This is a genomic window from Pseudolysinimonas sp. (assembly GCF_039912695.1).
Taxonomy (GTDB): Bacteria; Actinomycetota; Actinomycetes; order Actinomycetales; family Microbacteriaceae; genus Pseudolysinimonas_A.
In genome coordinates this window covers 118,397-138,314 of record NZ_JBDSPJ010000002.1, presented here as the reverse complement: position 1 = coordinate 138,314, position 19,918 = coordinate 118,397, and the positions used below count along the sequence as shown (strand labels likewise).

Here is a 19,918-nt window from a genome sequence, read left to right as displayed (position 1 = left end):
GCGGCGCCAGCGCGGTTGCCCGTCTCGGGCGACCGTCTAGCCCCAGGGCAGCCGTATCACCGTCGCGTCTCCTTCTGGCGGCACGACCAGCACGGCGTCCGCTGCGGCCAGACCGCGCATCATCGCGGAACCCGTCCAGGTGACCTCCTCGAGCGTGGCCCGTACGGGCACGAGGCGGGTGAGTTCGGGATGTCGGCGTACCGAGTCAGGCACCGGGATGACGGGTGGTTCGGGCAGCACGCGACCGGTGAAGCCGGCCAGCAGTGGGTCGATCAGCGAGAGCAGACCGAGCATCGCAGCGAGCGGGTTTCCGGCGAGACCGAGTACGAGCTTCCCATCGGGAAGTCGACCGAGGAGCGTCGGGCCGCCGGGTCGCGCGGCGATCCCCGCAACGAGCAGTTTGGCGTCGAGTTCTTCCAGAGCCCGACGCAGGTGATCTGCCGCGGATCCGCCGGTTCCGCCGGTGGTCACGATCAGGTCGGCGTCGGTGTCGCGCAGAGCAGCCATCGTGGCGTCCCGGACATCGCCGATCCGCAGTGAACCGCCGATCTGCGCACCGAGCGCGGCGAGGATCGCCGGGAGGGTCACGCCGAAACTGTCGCGAACCTGTCCAGCGGCGGGAACCCCCGACAGCACGACTTCGTCGCCGGTGAAGACGAATCCCACCCGAGGGCGTACCGCGACGGTGAGCTGATCGACTGTCGCGGCGGCCGCCAGCGCCAGGTGCGCGGGGGAAAGTCGGGTCCCTGCCGTGACGAGTACTTCGCCGGCCTGGGCCTCTTCGGCTGCCGGGCGCACATGGTCGCGACTCTCAGCCTGGTCGGCGACGAGGAGGCCGTCCACGACGTGAGCCAGTTCGCTGCGAATCACGCGGTCGCCCGAGACTGGGAATGCCCCGCCGGTGACGATCGGGATGGCCAGGCCGGGTCGCAGAGGAAAGCCCGACACCAGCTTCCATGGTCCGTCGCCCGCGACAGCCCAGCCATCCATCGCTGCTGAGGCGTAATGCGGGATGTCGAGGGTCGCGGTCAGGTCGGCGCGCAGAACCCGACCGAGGCCGTCCTCGAGCGAAACGTCCTCGGAGCTGAGGAGTCGCCCTGCGGCGGCCGCGCGAGCGCGCGCCTCGACCCAGGGGAGGCGGTCGGCATGGGTCACGAGCGTTCGGCGGCGAGAGTCTTCGCCACGCGGAGAGCCTCGCGGAAGGCAAGATCGGGATCGTCTCCGGATGCCGCCGCGCGTCCCGCGGCGAACCCGACGAGGTAGGTGGTGAGGGGAGCGGCGGGACGCACCACGGCGTGTGCGGCCACACCGGCGAGACCGAGCACTGCCGTGATGTCAACAGCAGAGTCGATGCCCAACGCAGTTCGTACTTCGTCGACCCAGGTTGCAAGGAGAACGTCAGTGTCGTCGGTCTCAGTGGTGTCTGTGGAGTCAGTGGAGTTCTCGGGGACCTCGGTCATCGCACGGCTCCTAGTCGCTGGGCGTCGTCCCAGGTGTCGACGTCGTCAGTCGATCCGTCGGGTACGACAATTTCGGTGAGGTCGAGTGACGCGAGAAGGCTGCGCATCGACGCGTCGACAATTGTCGGCAGCGCGTGAACCGCAGCATCCAGCGCAGAGGTTCGCACAAGGATCACCAGGGGTTGGGACCGTCCGCGGTCGATGGCGATCACCCCGTCCCCGATGAATCCAGAAAACACGGCGGGGAGAGCGTCCACGATCATCGGCATGTCACAGGCGAGAACGAGAACCGCATCCGCGTCACCCGAGAGGGCGCGAAGCCCACTCGCGATCGAAGCTACGGGCCCTGCGAACGGAGGGTCCTCACGGAGGGTGACCAGGTCATCCCGAACCTCGTCACCGATGAGCACCGTGCGCCGCACTCCCATGATGACCGCAGCCTGAATCGTGCGATCCAACAGGGTGACACCGTTGACGGCCAAACGTGACTTCGCCGTTCCGCCCAGCCGTGACGACCGCCCTCCTGCGAGAATGAGAGCGTCGACGATCATGCCGAACACTCTAAGCCGACGACCGAGACGCATCACTCTCGTGATAGGTATTTGAACATGGGAAGAATCACCGCAAGGAAGCGGGTCACCAGGATCGTGCTCGGAGACGGCACGAACGGGGGAGCGCTGACCACGCTGTCCCGCCGCGAGGACGTGCTGGCCGTCGAAGAGCCGCTGGAGATTCGCGTCGGCGGCTCGGCGCTGAGCATCACGATGCGCACTCCTGGTCACGACTTCGAGCTTGCCGCTGGTTTTTTGGTCTCGGAGGGCGTCGTCGCTCACGCCGGCGAGATCGCTGCGATTCGCTACTGCGCAGGAATCACGGACGACGGTGAGAACACCTTCAACGTGCTCGATGTGACCCTTGCCGCCGGGGTCGCGGCCCCCGACCCGAGCCTCGAGCGCAACTTCTACATGACCTCCTCGTGCGGACTGTGCGGCAAAGCCAGCATCGACGCGGTGCGCACGGCCTCCCGCCATCCGGTCACTGATGACGACCTGGTGATCGACGCGGAACTGCTGGCCACCTTTCCCGACCGCCTTCGAGCGGGTCAGGATGTCTTCGACCAGACCGGCGGACTGCACGCGGCGGCCCTCTTTGACGGGCGAACCGGAGAACTGCTCGTGCTGCGCGAAGATGTCGGTCGTCACAATGCCGTCGACAAGGTGATCGGCTGGGCGCACGGTGAAGGTCTGCTGCCGTTGCGCGGCATGGTGCTCCAGGTGTCGGGACGCGCGTCGTTTGAGCTGACCCAGAAGGCGTCGATGGCGGGCATCCCCGTGCTCGCCGCAGTGTCAGCCCCGTCGTCGCTCGCGATCGAGCTGGCTCAGGAGTCGGGTCTGACGGTGATCGGCTTCATGCGTGGTCGCTCGATGGTCGTGTATTCGCACGATCACCGGGTCTCAGCGTTGTCTGCTGTGCACGAGGCGGTGGCCCGATGACCGAACCCACTGACTCGCCGACGGAGCAATACCCCGACATCAAGATCCGGCAGAGCGAGAAGTACGCCGTTGGGGCAGCCGCGATCCTGCACTCGATGGAACCGGCTCTGCTGCAGATGGGTCCGCTGCGTACCGCGAAACTCATGCTCGCGATCAACCAGAAGGATGGTTTCGATTGCATGAGTTGCGCCTGGCCCGACCCGGGTCACCGCAACGCCCTCGAATTTTGTGAGAACGGCGCGAAAGCTGTCACCTGGGAGGCGACCCCGGTCACGGTGCCGACCACCTTCTGGGCCGAGAACTCGCTCACCGCGCTGCTCGATCGTGACGAGTACTGGCTAGGGCAGCAGGGTCGGCTGACCGAGCCGGTCTACAAGGCGAAGGACTCCGACCACTACCAGCCGGTGAGTTGGGATCGCGCCTTCGAGTTGATCGCCGACCGGCTCAACGCCCTCCAGAGTCCGCACGAGGCGGCGTTCTACACCAGCGGGCGCACCGCGAATGAGACCGCCTTCCTCTACCAACTCTTCGTGCGCGCCTTCGGAACCAACAATCTCCCCGACTGCTCGAACATGTGTCACGAGTCGACCGGTACTGCGATGGGCGAAGCGCTTGGGATCGGCAAGTCGACCATCGCCTACGACGACTTCGGCAAAGCCGACCTCGTGATCGTGATGGGTCAGAACCCCGGGACCAACCACCCGCGGATGCTGTCGGCGCTGGAGGAGTGCAAGCGCAACGGCGGCCGCATCATTGCCGTGAACCCGCTGCCCGAAGCCGGACTCATCCGCTACAAGAATCCTCAGAAGGTGCGCGGCATCATTGGGCACGGCACTGCGATGGCGGACCTGTTCCTCCAGATCCGCTCGGGCGGCGACATGGCTCTGCTGCAGTCGGCTTCTCGACGAGTACTCGACGCGGAGGCCGCGGCACCCGGAACGGTTCTCGACCACGACTTCCTGGCCCAGCACACCTCGGGGCTGGCTGAGTTCGAAAGTCACCTGGCTGACTTCGACGAAGCTGCGGCGTTGGTCGCGACCGGGTTGACGACCGCCGAGCTGGATGCCTTCGCCGCTGAGTACCTCGCCGCCGACCGGGTCATCATCACCTGGGCGATGGGCCTCACCCAGCAGAAGAAGTCGGTCTCGACGATCAAGGAGATCGTCAACCTGCTGCTGCTGCGCGGCAACATCGGTCGCCCCGGTGCCGGCGCTTCGCCGATTCGTGGGCACTCCAACGTGCAGGGTGACCGCACGATGGGGATCTGGGAAAAGATGCCCGAGAAATTCATGGATGCCATGGATGCCGAATTCGGCTTCTCGGTACCCCGAGCGCACGGCTACGACGCCCTGCAGACGGTCGAGGGACTGCAGCGGGGCGACGTCAAGGTGTTCTTCGCGATGGGCGGCAACTTCGTCGGAGCCATCTCGGACACCGCCGCGGCGGAGGCAGCGATGCGCGGTGCGTCGCTCACCGTTCAGGTGTCGACCAAGCTGAACCGCTCGCACGTCGTGACGGGTGAAGAGGCGATCATCCTGCCGACTCTCGGCCGGACCGAGATCGACCTGCAGAACGGGGAAGCGCAGTTCGTGTCGGTTGAAGACAGTGTCTGTGCCGTTCACGCCTCGCACGGAGCGGTGCCGCCGGTCGCGAAAGGCCTGCTGTCTGAGGTGGCAATTGTTGCTCGACTCGGCAAGGCCACTCTCGGCGAGCGCTACGAAATCGACTGGGATGCCTACGAGCACGACTACGACGCCATCCGGGAACGGATCGCGCACGTCGTTCCGGGCTTCGCCGACTTCAACACGGTGATCCGTCAGAAGGGCGGGTTCATCCTGCCTAACGGTCCGCGCGACGAGCGCCGGTTCGACACGGCGACCGGCAAGGCGATGATCACGGTCAACGAACTCGAACACCTCGAGCGGCCGGCCGGGCGCCTGATTCTGCAAACTCTGCGGTCTCACGATCAGTTCAACACAACGATCTACAGCCTCAACGACCGCTACCGCGGCATCAAGAAGGGGCGCGACGTCATCTTCGTCAATCCCGACGATCTGTTCGAACTCGGGCTTGCCGACAATCAACGCGTCGACATTTTCAGCGAGTGGAAAAACGAACCGGATCGCGTGCTGCGCAACTACCGGATCGTCGCCTACCCGACGGCGAAGGGATGCGCCGCCGCGTACTACCCGGAAGCGAACGTGCTCGTGCCGCTGGCAAGCGCCGCCGAGGAGAGCAACACGCCCGTCTCGAAGGCCGTCATCGTGCGACTTGAGCCGGTCGAGGGCGGCGGCAGACGCGACACCAGCCCGCTACCCTGGGGGCTGTGAAGACCTTTGACGGGCTGTTTGAGGAGCTCATGGCGACCGCTGCCGCGCGTCCCGAGGGCTCCAGCACCGTCGAGCGACTCGACGCGGGTGTTCACGAGATCGGCAAGAAGATCGTCGAAGAGGCGGCCGAGGTCTGGATGGCCGCCGAGTATGAGAGTGACGACCGCACGGCTGAGGAGATCTCGCAGCTGCTGTACCACGTGCAGGTTCTGATGATCGCGAAAAAGCTCACCCTCGAGGACGTCGGGCGACATCTGTAGAAGTTGGCCCCGCGCCGCTCCTCAGACCGTTCACCTTCGACTGAAAGACTCTGTTCAATGTTGAGAATCGCCGTGCCCAACAAAGGCACTCTCTCTGAAACCGCCGTCGACATGCTGCGCGAGGCGGGCTACGCGGTGCGCCGCGACCCGAAAGAGCTGATCGTCTCCGACCCGCGGAATGACGTCGAGTTCTTCTACCTGCGGCCCCGCGATATTGCGACCTATGTCGGCGCCGGTGCGCTCGACGTCGGCGTGACCGGGCGCGATTTGTTGCTCGACTCGCACTCCGCCGCGGCCGAGGTGGATGCTTTCGACTTCGGCGCCTCGACCTTTCGCTTCGCCGGTCCGACCGGACGTTTCACGAAGGTCGGCGATCTGGCTGGCCTCCGCGTTGCGACGTCGTACTCCGCGCTCGTAGGCGACTTCCTTGAGGCCGAGGGAGTGCGGGCGACTGTCGTGCACCTCGACGGCGCCGTGGAATCTGCGGTGCGTCTGGGCGTCGCCGATGCCGTGGCGGACGTCGTCGAGACCGGATCGACGCTGCGCACGCAGGGGTTGGAGATCTTCGGCCCGGTGATTCTGGAATCGACCGCTGTGCTGATCGCGACGCGGGAAAGCGAGCGCAGTGAGCGTGTCGAGGGGCTCGAGACTTTCCGCCGCCGACTTCAAGGCGTCATGGTCGCGCGCCGTTACGTCCTGATGGACTACGACCTTCCGGCAGACCTGCTTGAGAAGGCGTCGACGATCACTCCCGGTTTCGAGTCGCCGACTGTCTCGCCGTTGCGCGACACCGGCTGGCTTGCGGTGCGCGTGATGGTTCCGCGCGACGACACCAACGACGTGATGGATCGCCTCTACGCGCTCGGCGCGCGCGCCATCTTGGTCTCCTCGATTCACGCCGCCAGAATCTGACATGCCGGTCTCCGTCAGAGTCATTCCCTGCCTCGACGTCACCGACGGTCGGGTGGTGAAGGGTGTCAACTTCGAGAACCTCCGCGACATGGGCGACCCGGTCGACCTGGCTCGTGCGTACTACGAGCAGGGCGCCGACGAGATCACGTTCCTCGACGTAACCGCGACGGTGGATGCCCGCGCGACGATGTACGCGACGGTGACGGCGACCGCCGAACAGGTCTTCATCCCGCTGACCGTCGGTGGCGGCGTACGCAGTGCCGAGGATGTCGCCAGATTGCTCGCCAGCGGTGCCGACAAGGTGGGCGTTAACAGTGCCGCCATCGCCCGCCCCGCACTGGTCGGCGAAATCGCGGATCGCTTCGGCGCGCAGGTGCTCGTCCTGTCGCTTGACGTCAAGCGCAGCGACCGGATGCCGAGCGGCTTCGTGGTCACAACTCACGGTGGTCGCACCGAAACCGACGTCGACGCGGCGGCCTGGGCGGTCGAGGCGATCGAACGCGGAGCGGGGGAGTTGCTGGTCAACTCGATCGACGCCGACGGAACCAAGAAGGGTTTCGACCTCGAACTGGTCAGGATGATGCGCGACCTCAGCTCAGTACCGGTTATCGCCAGCGGCGGTGCCGGTGCGATCGAAGATTTCGCCCCCGCCGTAGCTGCCGGTGCCGACGCGGTCTTGGCGGCATCCGTCTTTCATAGCGGTGAGCTCAACGTCGGGGATGTTAAGCGCGCGCTGGCAACGGAAGGGATTTCGGTGAGATGAGATGAGCGACGACGTACTTGCGCGAACCAGATTCGACGCGAACGGGTTGATCCCCGCGATCATTCAAGAAGAATCCACCCGAGACGTGCTGATGCTCGGATACATGGATGCCGAAGCCTTACGTCGTACTCTCACCGAAGGCCGGGTGACCTTCTGGTCGCGCAGCCGACAGGAATATTGGCGTAAGGGCGACACGAGCGGCAACGCGCAGTACGTGCGCGCAGCGGCCCTCGACTGCGACGGTGACACTCTGCTGGTCACGGTGCACCAGGTCGGCCCGGCTTGCCACACCGGAGCTCACGCGTGCTTCGATGTCGATCCGCTGGAACCCGTGGTGGGAGAATCGTCGGCATGAGCATCGCCACCGGCGCCGTCGGCAGCACGACGCGCACCGACTTCCGCACAGCCGTTGCGGCGGGGCACCGCGTCGTGCCCGTTCTGCGCCGGCTGTTCGCCGACGGGGAGACGCCCATCGGCGTCTACCGCAAACTCGCCGTCGGAAAGCCCGGCACCTTCCTTCTGGAATCTGCCGAACAGGGCGGCATCTGGTCGCGCTGGTCGTTCGTTGGTGTCGGCTCGAGCGGGGTCCTGACCCAGGAGGGCGACCACGCCACCTGGCTCGACTACGGGCTGCCGGCATCCCGAGCTCTCGGTGACGCTGTGCCGACCGCGCCGCTTGAGGCGCTCGCCCATCTCTACCAGCGGTGGAGCACGCCCCAGGTCGATGGTCACCCGCCGCTGACCGGCGGACTCGTTGGATTCATCGGCTGGGAGGCTGTGCGCCAGCTCGAGCGACTCCCGAACAGTCCGCCCGCCGACTTCGACATTCCGGGTCTGGCCATGAGTTTTGTCTCCGAATTGGTCGCGCTCGACCACCGCACGGGCACCGCGATCCTGATTGCCGCTGCGCTCAACGACGGGGTGGATGACGAGGATGCGATGTGGGCCGACGCTCAGGCGCGACTCGACACGCTCCAGAGCGGACTCGCGCAGCCCTCGGAAGCCTGGCTCGCGGAAGTCGACCTCTCGATTTCACCCGAGCCGATCGCGCGCACGACGCCCGCCGACTTCATGGCCTCAGTCGAGAGATCACGGCAGTACATCCGAGATGGTGATGTCTTTCAGGTCGTCATTTCGCAGCGATTCGATCACGAAATCACCGCCGACCCGATCGACGTGTATCGCGTCTTGCGCACCCTCAACCCGAGCCCGTACATGTACCTGCTCACCCTCGACGCTCCCGACGGCAGTTCGTATTCGATCGTCGGGTCGTCTCCCGAGGCCCTGGTGAAGGTCGCCGACGGCCGGGTGATCACGCATCCGATCGCTGGTTCCAAGCCGCGCGGCGACACCGCCGAACGGGATGTCGAGCTCGCCGACGAGCTGCTCGGCGACCCCAAGGAGCAGGCGGAGCACCTGATGCTCGTCGATCTGGCCCGCAACGATCTGTCCAAGGTGTGCGTCGCTGGTTCCGTCGAAGTGACCGAATTCATGCAGGTCGAGCGGTTCAGCCACATCATGCATCTCGTGTCGACGGTGGAGGGTGACCTCCGGCCCGATGCGAACTCGATCGACGTGTTCCGTGCCACGTTCCCGGCAGGCACACTCTCGGGAGCGCCCAAGCCGCGCTCGCTCGAGATCATCGACGAGCTGGAGCCCGCGCAGCGCGGGGTCTACGGGGGAGTGGTCGGCTACTTCGGCCTCGCGGGTGACTCCGACCTGGCGATCGCGATCCGCACAGCGACGATTGTCGGCGGGATGGCTCGCGTGCAGGCCGGCGCCGGGCTGGTCGCCGATTCGGATGCCGCGACCGAGCAGCAGGAAGCTCACAACAAGGCCGCCGCCCCGCTTCGAGCCGTCGCCGTCGCCAACGCGCTCCGTCGCGTCACCTGATGGCCCTGCTCTCATGACGCCGGGCCGCCTTCGACTGCTGTCGCTTCTCGTCCTCGCGGTCCTTGCGGGCCTGACGGCGCTGGCCAGCCCGGCGTCGCCCGGCTTCTCGGCGCTCGGGCTCGCGACCGCGGCAGCCGGTGCCGCGCTCTTGCTCGCCGGTCCGATCTTTCGGGTGATCATCGCCATCCTGCTCGCGGCTCTCGGCGGCTGCATCGTGTTGGTCGCGGTGTACACGCCGGTGGCGGATGCGGTGCACGGCTGGCTCGTCCTCGCGGTCGTCGTTGGCGGCATCCAGGTGCTGGTTGGAATTGCTCTGGCTGCAACGACCCGGGCGTGGCCGACGTCGGGTCGCCGGTACTCGCGCACCCGCGCCACGGGTGTCGGTGACGCGATCGGCGACTGGGATGCACTGAGCGCGGGCGACGATCCGACCGGTGACGCGCCGATAGACTTGGCGCGGTCCCCGCGACCCGAGTAAAGGAGCCTTACGTTGAGCGACGACAACGAGCCCGGCCACGGCAATTCGCCCGCTGCATGGGTCGCCGTAGTGATCATGTTGATCGGTTTTGCGGTCGGCACCTTGGCGTTTTGGTTCGACCAGCCGCTGATCGTCTGGATCTCGGTGGGCGTGGTCGTGCTCGGCTTCATCGTCGGACTCGTTCTCGCGAAGCTCGGCTACGGAGTTAAGGGCCCTCGTTACACCCCTAAGCCTCATTCCTGACATGCTCGCCGAGCTGGTCGCCGGCGCCGTCGATGACGCGGCCGCTCGGCGTGCCCTCGTCGGTTTGGCCGAGGTTGAAGCAGCAGCGCTGGCGCGACCCGCAGCGCGCGACGTGATGGCGGTTCTTGCGCCCGCCGATCGCATCAAGGTCATCGCCGAGGTGAAGCGGGCCAGCCCCTCGCGAGGAGCTCTCGCCGAGATCGCCGACCCCGCCGCCCTCGCGGTGTCGTACGAGGCGGGCGGTGCGAGCGCGATCAGCGTGCTGACCGAGGGTCGCCGCTTCGGGGGATCCCTCGACGACCTCGTCCAGGTGCGGGCTGCCGTAGGCGTGCCGGTCTTGCGCAAAGACTTCATCGCCGAGCCCTACCAAGTTTTCGAAGCCCGCGCCGCGGATGCCGACCTCGTCCTTCTCATTGTTGCGGCACTCACTCAACCGGTTCTGCACGAACTTCACGCGCTCATCGTCGAACTGGGCATGACGCCCCTCGTCGAGACTCACTCCGCCGAGGAGGTTGAGCGCGCACTGGATGTTGGCGCGTCGATCGTTGGCGTCAACGCCCGCAATCTGTCAACGTTTGAGCTCGATCGCAATCTGTTCGGGTCGCTGGCCGACCGCATCCCGTCGGGCGTCATCCGCATCGCAGAGTCAGCGGTGAAAGACTCGGCCGACGTTGCCCACTACCGCGCTGCAGGGGCGGATGTCGTCCTGATCGGTGAAGCGCTGGTCACCGACGGCGACCCTGTGGCGCGACTTGAGAGTTTCTTGGAGGCAGGACGATGACCACCCTTCGACCGGCTCAGGGGGCGAGTTTGATGAACCGTCCCGGCCCGTTCTTCGACGCCTACGGTGGGCGTTTCATGCCCGAGTCGTTGATCAAGGCGATCGACGAACTGGCTGCCGCGTACGAGGTCGCGAAGGTCGACCCGGCGTTTCAGGCCGAACTGGCCGAGCTGCATCGCACCTACACCGGTCGTCCGTCGATCATCACCGAGGTGCCCCGGTTCGCCGAGCACGCCGGTGGCGCGCGCATCATCCTGAAGCGCGAGGACCTCAACCACACGGGTTCGCACAAGATCAACAACGTGCTCGGCCAGGCTCTGCTCACCAAGCGGCTCGGCAAGAAGCGCGTCATCGCCGAAACCGGCGCCGGCCAGCACGGGGTTGCCACGGCTACGGCTGCGGCACTTTTTGGACTTGAATGCACGGTGTTCATGGGCGAAGTCGACACCCAGCGGCAGGCGCTCAACGTCGCACGGATGCGGCTCTTGGGCGCCGAGGTGGTTCCCGTGAAGACCGGGTCGCGCACCCTCAAGGATGCGATCAACGAGGCCTACCGCGAATGGGTCACGAGCGTCGAGACGACCAACTACATCTTCGGCACTGCGGCCGGACCGCATCCGTTTCCTGCCATGGTGCGTGACTTCCAGAAGATCATCGGCGAAGAGGCGCGTCAGCAGGTGCTTGACCTCACCGGCAAGCTTCCGGATGTCGTGATGGCCTGCGTCGGCGGCGGCTCGAACGCGATCGGCATCTTTCACGCCTTCCTCGATGACGCCGATGTGAAACTGATCGGCATCGAGGCGGCGGGTGATGGGGTCGACACGGAGAAGCACGCGGCGACGATCGAGCGCGGACGCCCCGGCATCCTGCACGGCTCCCGCTCGTATGTGCTGCAAGACGACGACGGCCAGACCATCGAGTCGCACTCGATCTCCGCAGGACTCGACTACCCCGGCGTCGGACCTGAGCACGCGGCACTCAACGACTCCGGCCGGGCGACCTACTTGCCGGCGACCGACACCGAGGCGATGGATGCTTTGCGCCTGCTCTCGATGACGGAAGGGATCATCCCGGCCATCGAATCCGCTCACGCCCTAGCTGGCGCGCTACGGCTCGGCCGAGAACTCGGACCCGACGTCACGATTCTGATCAACCTCAGCGGCCGCGGCGACAAAGACGTCGAGACCGCAGGCAAGTGGTTCGGCCTGTTCGACGACGGGGCGAAGCAGTCATGACCGCCGCCATCGCTCCGTCGGTCGCCGACACGATCGCCGCCAATCGGGCAACGGGTCGCGGCAGCCTCATCGGATATCTGCCGATCGGTTTCCCCGACCTGCAGACGAGCATCGACGCGGCCGTCGCGCTAGCTGAGAACGGCGTGGATGCGCTCGAACTTGGGTTGCCCTACTCGGACCCTGTGATGGACGGCCTTGCGATCCAGAAGGCGACCGAGACCGCACTTGCGGGTGGATTTCGAGTGCGCGACGTATTCACCGCCGTTGAGGCAGTGCGAGCGCGAGTCGACATCCCGGTTCTCGTGATGACCTACTGGAATCCGGTGCTGCAGTTCGGCGTCGACCGGTTCGCCGACGCACTCCGCGATGCCGGGGGAGCGGGACTCATCACGCCCGACATCACCCCCGACTCCGCAGTCGAGTGGATTACGACGAGTGACCGCACCGGTCTCGACCGGATATTTCTGGCGGCTCCGTCATCCACCGATGCCCGCTTGGCGACAACTGTGGCGGCGTCACGCGGGTTCGTGTACGCGGTCTCGACGATGGGTGTGACCGGAGCGCGGCAGACCGTCGACGACGCCGCACGCACCCTGGTGGCGCGGCTCCGCGAGGCGGGAACGGCGAACGTCTGCGTCGGGATCGGGATCTCGTCGGGCACACAGGTCGCCGAAGTTCTCGGCTACGCCGACGGCGCGATCGTCGGAGCGGCGCTGGTCACGGCTCTTGCCGAGGGTGGGGTGTCGGGCGTTGCAGCAAAGGCTGCCGAACTGGCGTCCGGTACCTCCGCGACGGGGAAGTAGACTCGCGTTCGTGCTGCCGCTGAGCCTTCCCAGCCCCCCCTCTGACTGGGCGACCATCAACATCCCGCTCGGGTTCATCCACGATGCCCTGGTCGGGATCTTCCCGTGGTTCCCGACGCAATTCGTGATCCACATGTACGCCATTGCGATCCTGGTCGGCATCATTGTCGCGATCGTGGTCTCGAACTACCGGCTGACCAAGCGCGGTGCCGAACCGTGGCTCGTTGTCGACCTCGCGATCTGGGCGGTCGTCTTCGGCATCATCGGTTCGCGTGCCTGGCACGTCGTCACGCACCCGGACGACTACTTCGGTCCCGGCAAGAACACCTGGGATGTCACCAAACCGGGCAGCGTCTGGGCAGTCTGGGAGGGCGGAGTCGCCATCTTCGGCGCGGTGCTGTTTGGCGCCCTCGGCGTCTACATCGCGTGCCGCATTGCGGGCCTCAGATTCACGGCGGCTGTCGATGCGATGGCGCCGACTCTGCTGCTCGCGCAGGCCTTCGGTCGGCTCGGCAACTACTTCAACCAGGAGCTGTTCGGCCTGCCGACTGACCTCCCGTGGGGCCTTGAGATCGACCGCCCCAACTCGGCGATCCCGGTTGGTCTACCTGACGACACGCTCTTCCACCCGACCTTCCTGTACGAAATCATCTGGCTTCTCGCGGGCTTCGCGATCCTGATGGCCATTGAGAACCGCGTCTCGTTCAGCAAGGTCGCGACAGGTATCGGGCGATTCCTGCCGATCTGGCCAACCTTCGTGCGTCGCGACGCCTGGCGCTGGGGCAAGATGGTGGGGCTGTACCTCATCTGGTACGGCATCGGCCGTTCGTGGTTCGAGTCCATCCGACTCGACCCGAGCGAGACGTTCCTCGGCATCCGATCCAACGTCTGGGGAGCACTGGCCGCGATCGTTGTTGGGCTGCTGATCCTGATCATTCAGTCCAAGAGCCACGTCGGGCTGGAGCCAAGCGTCTACCGCCCCGGAAAAGAGTGGAAACCCGACTCTGCGGTAGACTCCGATGAGATCTACTCGGACTCAGACGAGCCCGGCGATGGCGCCGGATCGCCTGCGGTACCTGCCACAAGCGGAGCAACCCGAAAGTAGTCCCGCTGTCGCGCGCACCCTCGCGGCCCGGGACGCACACAGCATCCGTTGGGCCAGAGACGTCCCACTCAGCACCATCGTGAGGACGGTAGTTATGGCAGAGAACGCGTTCGAACGGTTTAGTACCGTTCCCGCGAGGCAGGGACTCTACAACCCTGCCTCCGAGAAGGATGCCTGCGGGCTCGCGATGGTCGCGACCCTCCGCGGCACGGCGGGCCACGACATCGTGACCCAAGCACTCGAAGCTCTGCGTCACCTCGAGCATCGCGGCGCGATCGGGTCGGATGCTGGCACCGGGGACGGCGCCGGGATCGTCACGCAGATTCCCGACTTGTTTCTGCGGGCGGTCGCAGGCTTCGATCTGCCGCCCGCGGGACGCTACGCGGTCGGGATGGCGTTCCTCCCCACCGATCAGGGCGAGCGCGAACAGCAGAAGGCCGCGATCGCAAAGATCGCGGATGAAGAGCACCTGCGTGTTCTGGGCTGGCGTGACGTTCCGACCAACCCTGTACACCTGGGCAACCTCGCCCGCGAGGCGGCGCCGGTGTTTGAGCAGCTCTTCCTCGAGCCGACGATCGCAGGCCCGCCGTTAGAAGAAGGTGGGGTCGGTCAGCCGTTGGCTGGCATCCTGATTGATCGCCTGACGTTCCGGCTGCGCAAGCGCGCCGAGCGAGAGCTGGGCGCCTACTTCCCCTCGCTTTCAGCGCGAACTCTGGTTTACAAGGGCATGGTCACGACCCTCCAGCTCGAGCCGTTCTACCCCGACCTCTCTGACGAGCGGTTCGTGTCGAAGCTCGCTCTCGTGCACTCCCGCTACTCGACGAACACCTTCCCGTCCTGGCCACTGGCGCAGCCGTTCCGGATGATCGCGCACAACGGTGAGATCAACACCGTTCAGGGGAACCGCAACTGGATGCGCGCGCGCCAGAGTCAGTTGCAGAGCGACCTGCTGGGTGACCTCAAACCGCTTTTCCCGGTGATCACCCCCGGCGCGAGCGACTCGGCATCGTTCGACGAGGCTGTCGAGCTGCTCAACCTGGGGGGCCGCTCGCTGCCGCACGCGATGATGATGATGGTGCCGGAAGCCTGGGAGAACCAGGTCGACATCGACCCGGCCCGGCGTTCGTTCTACGAGTTCCACTCGATGCTCATGGAGCCGTGGGATGGGCCGGCCGCGCTGGTCTTCACCGACGGCGAGTTCGTCGGGGCGACTCTGGACCGCAATGGGCTGCGCCCCGGTCGGTTCGTGGTCACCGACGACGGACTCGTGGTGCTGGCGAGCGAGATCGGCGTTCTCGAGTTTCCGCCCGACCGGATCGTGCGCAAGGGCCGGCTCCGCCCGGGCAAGATGTTCCTCGTCGACACGGTCGCTGGTCGGATCGTCGAAGACGACGAGGTCAAAGCCGAACTCGCGGCATCGCAACCCTGGCAGGAGTGGCTCGATGCGGGCCGCATCCGGTTGGCCGATCTGCCCGAGCGCGAACACATCTCGCACACACCCGCTTCTGTCGTGCGCCGCCAGCGCACCTTCGGTTATACCGAGGAAGAGGTACGGATCCTGCTGACGCCGATGGCGACGACGGGAACCGAACCTCTCGGCGCGATGGGTTCCGACACTCCCATCGCGGTGCTGAGCGAGCGTCCGCGCTTGCTGTTCGACTACTTCACCCAGGCTTTCGCGCAGGTGACCAACCCGCCGCTTGACAGCATCCGCGAAGAGGTCGTCACGAGCATGAAGCTCGGCCTCGGCCCAGAGCGCAACCTGCTCGCAGCCACGCCCGACCACGCCCGGCAGGTCGTTCTCGACTTCCCGGTGATCGACAACGACGAACTCGCGAAGATCCAGCACCTTGTCTCGCGTCGCGACGACGAGCTCGGAGCCAAGCGCACCCGGGTCATCAAGGGTCTCTACCGAATCGACGAAGGCACCGAAGCTCTGGCATCTCGCCTGAAGCAGATGTGCGAGGAGGCCGACGCGGGCGTTGCCGACGGTGCGCAGTTCTTGGTGCTGTCGGACCGCGACTCGAATGCCGACTTGGCTCCGATCCCGTCGCTGCTGATGCTGTCGGCCGTTCACCACCACCTGATTCGTCAGGAGACCCGCATGAAGGTCGGGTTGGTGGTCGAGGCCGGCGACGTGCGCGAAGTGCACCACGTGGCTCTGCTGGTCGGCTACGGCGCCTCAGCGATCAACCCGTACCTCGCGATGGAGACTGCCGAGCAGCTCGTGCTGTCGGGGATGATCACGGGCCTCACTCCCGAGAAGGCGGTCAAGAACCTCATCAAGGGTCTCGGTAAGGGGGTGCTGAAGATCATGTCGAAAATGGGCATCTCGGTCGTCGGCTCCTATGCGGGAGCCCAAGCCTTCGAGGCGGTCGGCTTGAGTCAAGAGTTCGTCGACCAGTACTTCACCGGAACCACGAGCCTGCTCGGTGGGGTCGGGATGGAGGTGGTCGCGGCTGAGAACGCGGCCCGTCACGCGGCCGCGTATCCGCGTGATGGTGCGGTGCTCGCCCACGAACGCCTTCAGGTCGGCGGCGAATACCAGTGGCGCCGCGAAGGCCCCCCGCACTTGTTCAACCCCGACACGGTGTTTCGCCTTCAGCATTCGACTCGGGCGCGTCGCTACGACATTTTCCGCGACTACACGCGCCTGGTCGACGAGCAGGCCGAGAACCTGATGACGCTGCGCGGGCTGTTCAAGTTCGACGGTGACCGCAAAGCGGTGCCCCTCGACGAGGTCGAGCCGATCGAGTCGATCATCTCCCGCTTCAACACCGGCGCGATGAGCTACGGGTCGATCTCGAAAGAGGCGCACGAGACGCTGGCGATCGCGATGAACCGCATCGGCGGCCGATCGAACACCGGCGAAGGTGGCGAGGACGTCGATCGCCTGCTCGACCCGGAGCGCCGCAGCAAGGTGAAGCAGGTCGCCAGCGGGCGGTTCGGTGTCACCAGCCTCTATCTCACCAACGCCACCGACATCCAGATCAAGATGGCGCAGGGTGCCAAGCCCGGCGAGGGTGGCCAGTTGGCGGCAACGAAGGTGTACCCGTGGATTGCGCGTACCCGACACTCCACCGCGGGCGTGGGTCTGATCTCGCCGCCTCCTCACCACGACATCTACTCGATCGAAGATCTCAAGCAGCTCATCTTCGACCTGAAACGCGCGAACCCGGTGGCCCGCATCCACGTGAAGTTGGTGTCGCAGTCGGGGATCGGCGCCGTCGCCGCCGGCGTCACGAAAGCGCTGGCGGATGTCGTGCTGGTCTCCGGACACGACGGCGGCACCGGCGCCTCGCCCCTCAACTCGCTCAAGCACGCGGGAACGCCGTGGGAGATCGGACTCGCCGAGACGCAACAGACGCTCATGCTCAACGGCATGCGCGACCGCGTGGTCGTGCAGGTCGATGGCCAGTTGAAGACCGGTCGGGATGTCGTGATCGCCGCGCTGCTCGGCGCCGAGGAGTATGGCTTCGCCACGGCACCGCTGGTCGTCTCGGGATGCATCCTGATGCGCGTGTGTCACCTCGACACCTGCCCGGTCGGCGTTGCGACCCAGAACCCGGAGTTGCGCGCCCGGTTCAGCGGCAAGCCCGAGTTCGTGCAGACCTTCTTCGAGTTCCTGGCTCAAGAGGTGCGCGAATACCTCGCTGAGCTGGGCTTCCGCTCGCTCGATGAGGCGATCGGTCGCACCGAGCTGCTTGATGTCGACCGCGCAATCGAACACTGGAAGGCTGACGGTCTCGACCTGACACCGGTGCTGCGCGGCCCCGAGTTCGACGACGACGAACCGCGTCGCAACGGCCGCGCGCAGAAGCATGACCTCGATCAGCATTTTGACGTCGAACTCATCCGCCGCAGTGCCGCAGCTCTCGAACACGGCGAGCACGTAGAAATCTCGATTCCGGTTAAGAACACCGAGCGAGCCGTCGGCACGATGCTCGGCTATGAGGTGACCAAGAGGCACGGCGAGCACGGGCTACCCGAAGGCACGATCGAGATCTCGATGACCGGATCGGCAGGACAGTCGCTCGGCGCGTTCATGCCCAACGGCATCACCCTTCGGCTCGAAGGTGACAGCAACGACTACGTGGGCAAGGGTCTCTCGGGCGGGCAGATCATCCTGCGTCCGCCGCGAACCGCGGTTTTCGCTGCTGAACGCAACGTGATCGCGGGCAACGTGCTCGGCTACGGCGCGACGCAGGGCAGCATGTTCATCCGCGGCGTTGTTGGCGAGCGCTTCCTGGTGCGCAACTCGGGTGCGACCGCCGTCGTGGAGGGTGTCGGCGACCACGCGCTGGAATACATGACAGGCGGGCTTGCGGTGATTCTGGGCTCCACCGGGCGCAACCTCGGAGCCGGAATGTCGGGGGGAACGGCGTACGTCTACGAGCTGCGGTCCGAACGCGTCAACAGCGCGGCACTCGAGAACGGCGAACTGGAGTTGCTGCCGCTCGACAGCGCCGACGTCGAGATTCTGAGTGACCTGCTGCGCAAGCACGTCGCCGAAACCGAGTCGGTGCTCGCCTCGAACATGCTTGCCGATCTCGACGCGACGATGGCGGCGTTCGTGAAGGTGCTGCCGCGGGACTACGCGGCTGTCTTGAAAACCCGAAAGGATGCCGTTGACGAGGGTCTCGACCCTGACGGCGACGTGGTGTGGACGCGGATTATGGAGGTGACCGGTGGGTGATCCCAAGGGGTTTCTGAAGACCCAGGAACGTGAATTGCCTTCGCGACGTCCGGTGCCGGTTCGCATCATGGACTGGAAAGAGGTCTACGAGAATCAGGACCCGTCGCAGCTCCGACGCCAAGCCGGTCGGTGCATGGATTGTGGTGTGCCGTTTTGCCACCACGGCTGCCCGCTCGGCAACCTCATCCCGGAGTGGAACGACCTCACCTGGCGCGGCGAGGGTCGGCAGGCCATCGACCGGTTGCACGCGACCAACAACTTTCCTGAGTTCACCGGCACGCTGTGCCCGGCGCCGTGTGAATCCAGCTGCGTTCTGGGAATCAACCAGCCCGCCGTCACCATTAAGCAGATCGAAGTGTCGATCATCGATCAGGCGTGGGCAAACGGATGGGTCCAACCGCATCCGCCCGAGCGCCTGACCGGCAAGACCGTTGCAATCGTCGGTTCTGGCCCGGCAGGGCTCGCTGCCGCGCAACAACTCACGCGGGCCGGTCACACCGTTGCCGTGTACGAGCGCGACGACCGCATCGGGGGCCTGCTGCGCTACGGCATCCCGGACTTCAAGATGGAAAAGAAGCGGTTGGATGCCCGACTGGCACAAATGCAGACCGAGGGCACCAGGTTCCGGGCGGGCGTGAACATCGGCGTCGACATCACCTGGAGCGACCTTCGCTCGCGTTACGACGCCGTCGTGATTGCCACCGGAGCAACCGTGCCGCGCGACCTCCCCATTCCGGGCCGTGACCTGATGGGAGTTCATTTCGCGATGGACTACCTGGTGCAACAAAACAAGATCGGCGCGGGCGATGTTGTTGGCTCGCCGCTGACAGCTGAAGGACGTCATGTCATCGTCATCGGCGGCGGCGACACCGGTGCGGATTGCATTGGTACCGCACACCGCCAAGGGGCGTTGAGCGTTACCAACCTCGCGATCGGCGTGCAACCTCCCGCCGAGCGGCCCGGACACCAGCCCTGGCCGCTCGCTCCGACCCTGTTCGAGATCTCGAGCGCCCACGAAGAGGGCGGCGAGCGGATGTACCTCGCATCGACGGTCGAGTTTCTCGCCAACGACGCGGGGGAGGTACGCGCGCTGCGGGTTGCCGAGACCGAGTATCTCGATGGGAGACGTGTTCCGAAGTCGGGCAGCGAACGCGAGATCCCGGCCGACCTCGTGCTGATCGCGATGGGCTTCACGGGTGCCGAGCCCGACAGCCTTGATGAGCAGTTGCGCGTACCGTTCGATGACCGTGGCAATGTTGACCGCGATGGCGACTATGCCACCAGCCAGTCGGGTGTCTTCGTCGCCGGCGACGCGGGTCGCGGCCAATCACTCATCGTCTGGGCGATTGCCGAGGGCCGCGCCGCGGCATCCGCCGTCGATCGGTTCCTCGAGGGCGAGACCGAACTTCCCTTCCCGGTCAAGCCAACGGATCGAGCGCTCACCGTCTGACTCCCGACTTCCCGCA

The 19,918-nt window shown here is 65.7% G+C and carries 18 protein-coding genes; 15 read left to right on the top strand and 3 right to left on the bottom strand.

Going from position 1 to position 19,918, the window contains the following annotated elements:
• Positions 1-36: 36 nt before the first annotated feature.
• From ABIR17_RS00760 to ABIR17_RS00750, 3 genes are read right to left on the bottom strand one after another with little or no spacing between them, the layout of a single operon-like run.
• Positions 37-1,155: a molybdopterin molybdotransferase MoeA gene (locus ABIR17_RS00760; RefSeq protein WP_348002444.1), complete on the bottom strand. Its 1,119-nt coding sequence runs from the start codon at positions 1,153-1,155 to the stop codon at positions 37-39.
• Positions 1,152-1,460, bottom strand: coding sequence for a DUF6457 domain-containing protein (locus ABIR17_RS00755; protein ID WP_348002443.1), 309 nt, complete (start codon positions 1,458-1,460; stop codon positions 1,152-1,154). The genes ABIR17_RS00760 and ABIR17_RS00755 overlap by 4 nt, the downstream gene beginning before the upstream one ends.
• Complete coding sequence (locus ABIR17_RS00750; RefSeq protein WP_348002442.1) at positions 1,457-2,011, bottom strand: molybdenum cofactor guanylyltransferase; 555 nt, start codon at positions 2,009-2,011, stop codon at positions 1,457-1,459. The genes ABIR17_RS00755 and ABIR17_RS00750 overlap by 4 nt, the downstream gene beginning before the upstream one ends.
• A gap of 57 nt (positions 2,012-2,068) precedes the next feature.
• Between ABIR17_RS00750 and fdhD the strand changes: the two genes are divergently transcribed.
• From fdhD to ABIR17_RS00675, 15 genes are all read left to right on the top strand, one after another.
• The gene (gene fdhD / locus ABIR17_RS00745) at positions 2,069-2,953 is read left to right on the top strand and encodes a formate dehydrogenase accessory sulfurtransferase FdhD (RefSeq protein ID WP_348002441.1); all 885 of its coding nucleotides are present in this window, start codon (positions 2,069-2,071) and stop codon (positions 2,951-2,953) included.
• A complete protein-coding gene (locus ABIR17_RS00740) occupies positions 2,950-5,283 on the top strand; it encodes an FdhF/YdeP family oxidoreductase (RefSeq protein ID WP_348002440.1) in 2,334 nt (777 codons plus the stop codon). The genes fdhD and ABIR17_RS00740 overlap by 4 nt, the downstream gene beginning before the upstream one ends.
• On the top strand, positions 5,280-5,543 hold the full coding sequence (locus ABIR17_RS00735; RefSeq protein ID WP_348002439.1) for a phosphoribosyl-ATP diphosphatase: 264 nt from the start codon (positions 5,280-5,282) through the stop codon (positions 5,541-5,543). Before ABIR17_RS00740 ends, ABIR17_RS00735 begins: the two co-directional genes overlap by 4 nt.
• 57 nt (positions 5,544-5,600) lie before the next feature.
• Positions 5,601-6,455, top strand: a complete 855-nt coding sequence (gene hisG / locus ABIR17_RS00730; RefSeq protein WP_348002438.1) for an ATP phosphoribosyltransferase — start codon at positions 5,601-5,603, stop codon at positions 6,453-6,455.
• A 1-nt stretch (position 6,456) separates the two neighbouring features.
• A complete protein-coding gene (gene hisF, locus ABIR17_RS00725; RefSeq protein ID WP_348002437.1) occupies positions 6,457-7,218 on the top strand; it encodes an imidazole glycerol phosphate synthase subunit HisF in 762 nt (253 codons plus the stop codon).
• A 1-nt stretch (position 7,219) separates the two neighbouring features.
• Positions 7,220-7,573 (top strand): phosphoribosyl-AMP cyclohydrolase, encoded by a 354-nt coding sequence (hisI, locus tag ABIR17_RS00720; RefSeq protein ID WP_348002436.1) that lies wholly within the window; start codon positions 7,220-7,222, stop codon positions 7,571-7,573.
• Positions 7,570-9,111 (top strand): anthranilate synthase component I, encoded by a 1,542-nt coding sequence (locus tag ABIR17_RS00715; protein ID WP_348002435.1) that lies wholly within the window; start codon positions 7,570-7,572, stop codon positions 9,109-9,111. Before hisI ends, ABIR17_RS00715 begins: the two co-directional genes overlap by 4 nt.
• Before the next feature lie 13 nt (positions 9,112-9,124).
• On the top strand, positions 9,125-9,589 hold the full coding sequence (locus tag ABIR17_RS00710; protein ID WP_348002434.1) for a Trp biosynthesis-associated membrane protein: 465 nt from the start codon (positions 9,125-9,127) through the stop codon (positions 9,587-9,589).
• Between the two features lie 12 nt (positions 9,590-9,601).
• Complete coding sequence (locus tag ABIR17_RS00705) at positions 9,602-9,832, top strand: DUF6704 family protein (protein WP_348002433.1); 231 nt, start codon at positions 9,602-9,604, stop codon at positions 9,830-9,832.
• A gap of 1 nt (position 9,833) precedes the next feature.
• Positions 9,834-10,613: an indole-3-glycerol phosphate synthase TrpC gene (gene trpC / locus ABIR17_RS00700; protein WP_348002432.1), complete on the top strand. Its 780-nt coding sequence runs from the start codon at positions 9,834-9,836 to the stop codon at positions 10,611-10,613.
• Positions 10,610-11,848, top strand: coding sequence for a tryptophan synthase subunit beta (gene trpB, locus ABIR17_RS00695; protein WP_348002431.1), 1,239 nt, complete (start codon positions 10,610-10,612; stop codon positions 11,846-11,848). Before trpC ends, trpB begins: the two co-directional genes overlap by 4 nt.
• A complete protein-coding gene (gene trpA, locus ABIR17_RS00690) occupies positions 11,845-12,651 on the top strand; it encodes a tryptophan synthase subunit alpha (RefSeq protein WP_348002430.1) in 807 nt (268 codons plus the stop codon). The genes trpB and trpA overlap by 4 nt, the downstream gene beginning before the upstream one ends.
• 10 nt (positions 12,652-12,661) lie before the next feature.
• Entirely contained in the window at positions 12,662-13,756 is a 1,095-nt protein-coding gene (locus ABIR17_RS00685; protein ID WP_348002429.1) for a prolipoprotein diacylglyceryl transferase, read from the top strand.
• A 94-nt stretch (positions 13,757-13,850) separates the two neighbouring features.
• Positions 13,851-18,452, top strand: coding sequence for a glutamate synthase large subunit (gene gltB, locus ABIR17_RS00680; protein WP_348002428.1), 4,602 nt, complete (start codon positions 13,851-13,853; stop codon positions 18,450-18,452).
• Entirely contained in the window at positions 18,445-19,902 is a 1,458-nt protein-coding gene (locus ABIR17_RS00675) for a glutamate synthase subunit beta (RefSeq protein ID WP_348002427.1), read from the top strand. The genes gltB and ABIR17_RS00675 overlap by 8 nt, the downstream gene beginning before the upstream one ends.
• Positions 19,903-19,918: the final 16 nt, after the last annotated feature.

Excerpts from the sequence above, each read along its gene's own strand:
- ABIR17_RS00755 (WP_348002443.1), bottom strand. The coding sequence starts at position 1,460 with ATGACCGAGGTCCCCGAGAACTCCACTGACTCCACAGACACCACTGAG.
- ABIR17_RS00750 (WP_348002442.1), bottom strand. The coding sequence starts at position 2,011 with ATGATCGTCGACGCTCTCATTCTCGCAGGAGGGCGGTCGTCACGGCTG.
- fdhD (WP_348002441.1), top strand. The coding sequence starts at position 2,069 with ATGGGAAGAATCACCGCAAGGAAGCGGGTCACCAGGATCGTGCTCGGA.
- ABIR17_RS00740 (WP_348002440.1), top strand. The coding sequence starts at position 2,950 with ATGACCGAACCCACTGACTCGCCGACGGAGCAATACCCCGACATCAAG.
- hisG (WP_348002438.1), top strand. The coding sequence starts at position 5,601 with ATGTTGAGAATCGCCGTGCCCAACAAAGGCACTCTCTCTGAAACCGCC.
- hisF (WP_348002437.1), top strand. The coding sequence starts at position 6,457 with ATGCCGGTCTCCGTCAGAGTCATTCCCTGCCTCGACGTCACCGACGGT.
- hisI (WP_348002436.1), top strand. The coding sequence starts at position 7,220 with ATGAGCGACGACGTACTTGCGCGAACCAGATTCGACGCGAACGGGTTG.
- ABIR17_RS00715 (WP_348002435.1), top strand. The coding sequence starts at position 7,570 with ATGAGCATCGCCACCGGCGCCGTCGGCAGCACGACGCGCACCGACTTC.
- ABIR17_RS00710 (WP_348002434.1), top strand. The coding sequence starts at position 9,125 with ATGACGCCGGGCCGCCTTCGACTGCTGTCGCTTCTCGTCCTCGCGGTC.
- trpC (WP_348002432.1), top strand. The coding sequence starts at position 9,834 with ATGCTCGCCGAGCTGGTCGCCGGCGCCGTCGATGACGCGGCCGCTCGG.
- trpB (WP_348002431.1), top strand. The coding sequence starts at position 10,610 with ATGACCACCCTTCGACCGGCTCAGGGGGCGAGTTTGATGAACCGTCCC.
- trpA (WP_348002430.1), top strand. The coding sequence starts at position 11,845 with ATGACCGCCGCCATCGCTCCGTCGGTCGCCGACACGATCGCCGCCAAT.
- gltB (WP_348002428.1), top strand. The coding sequence starts at position 13,851 with ATGGCAGAGAACGCGTTCGAACGGTTTAGTACCGTTCCCGCGAGGCAG.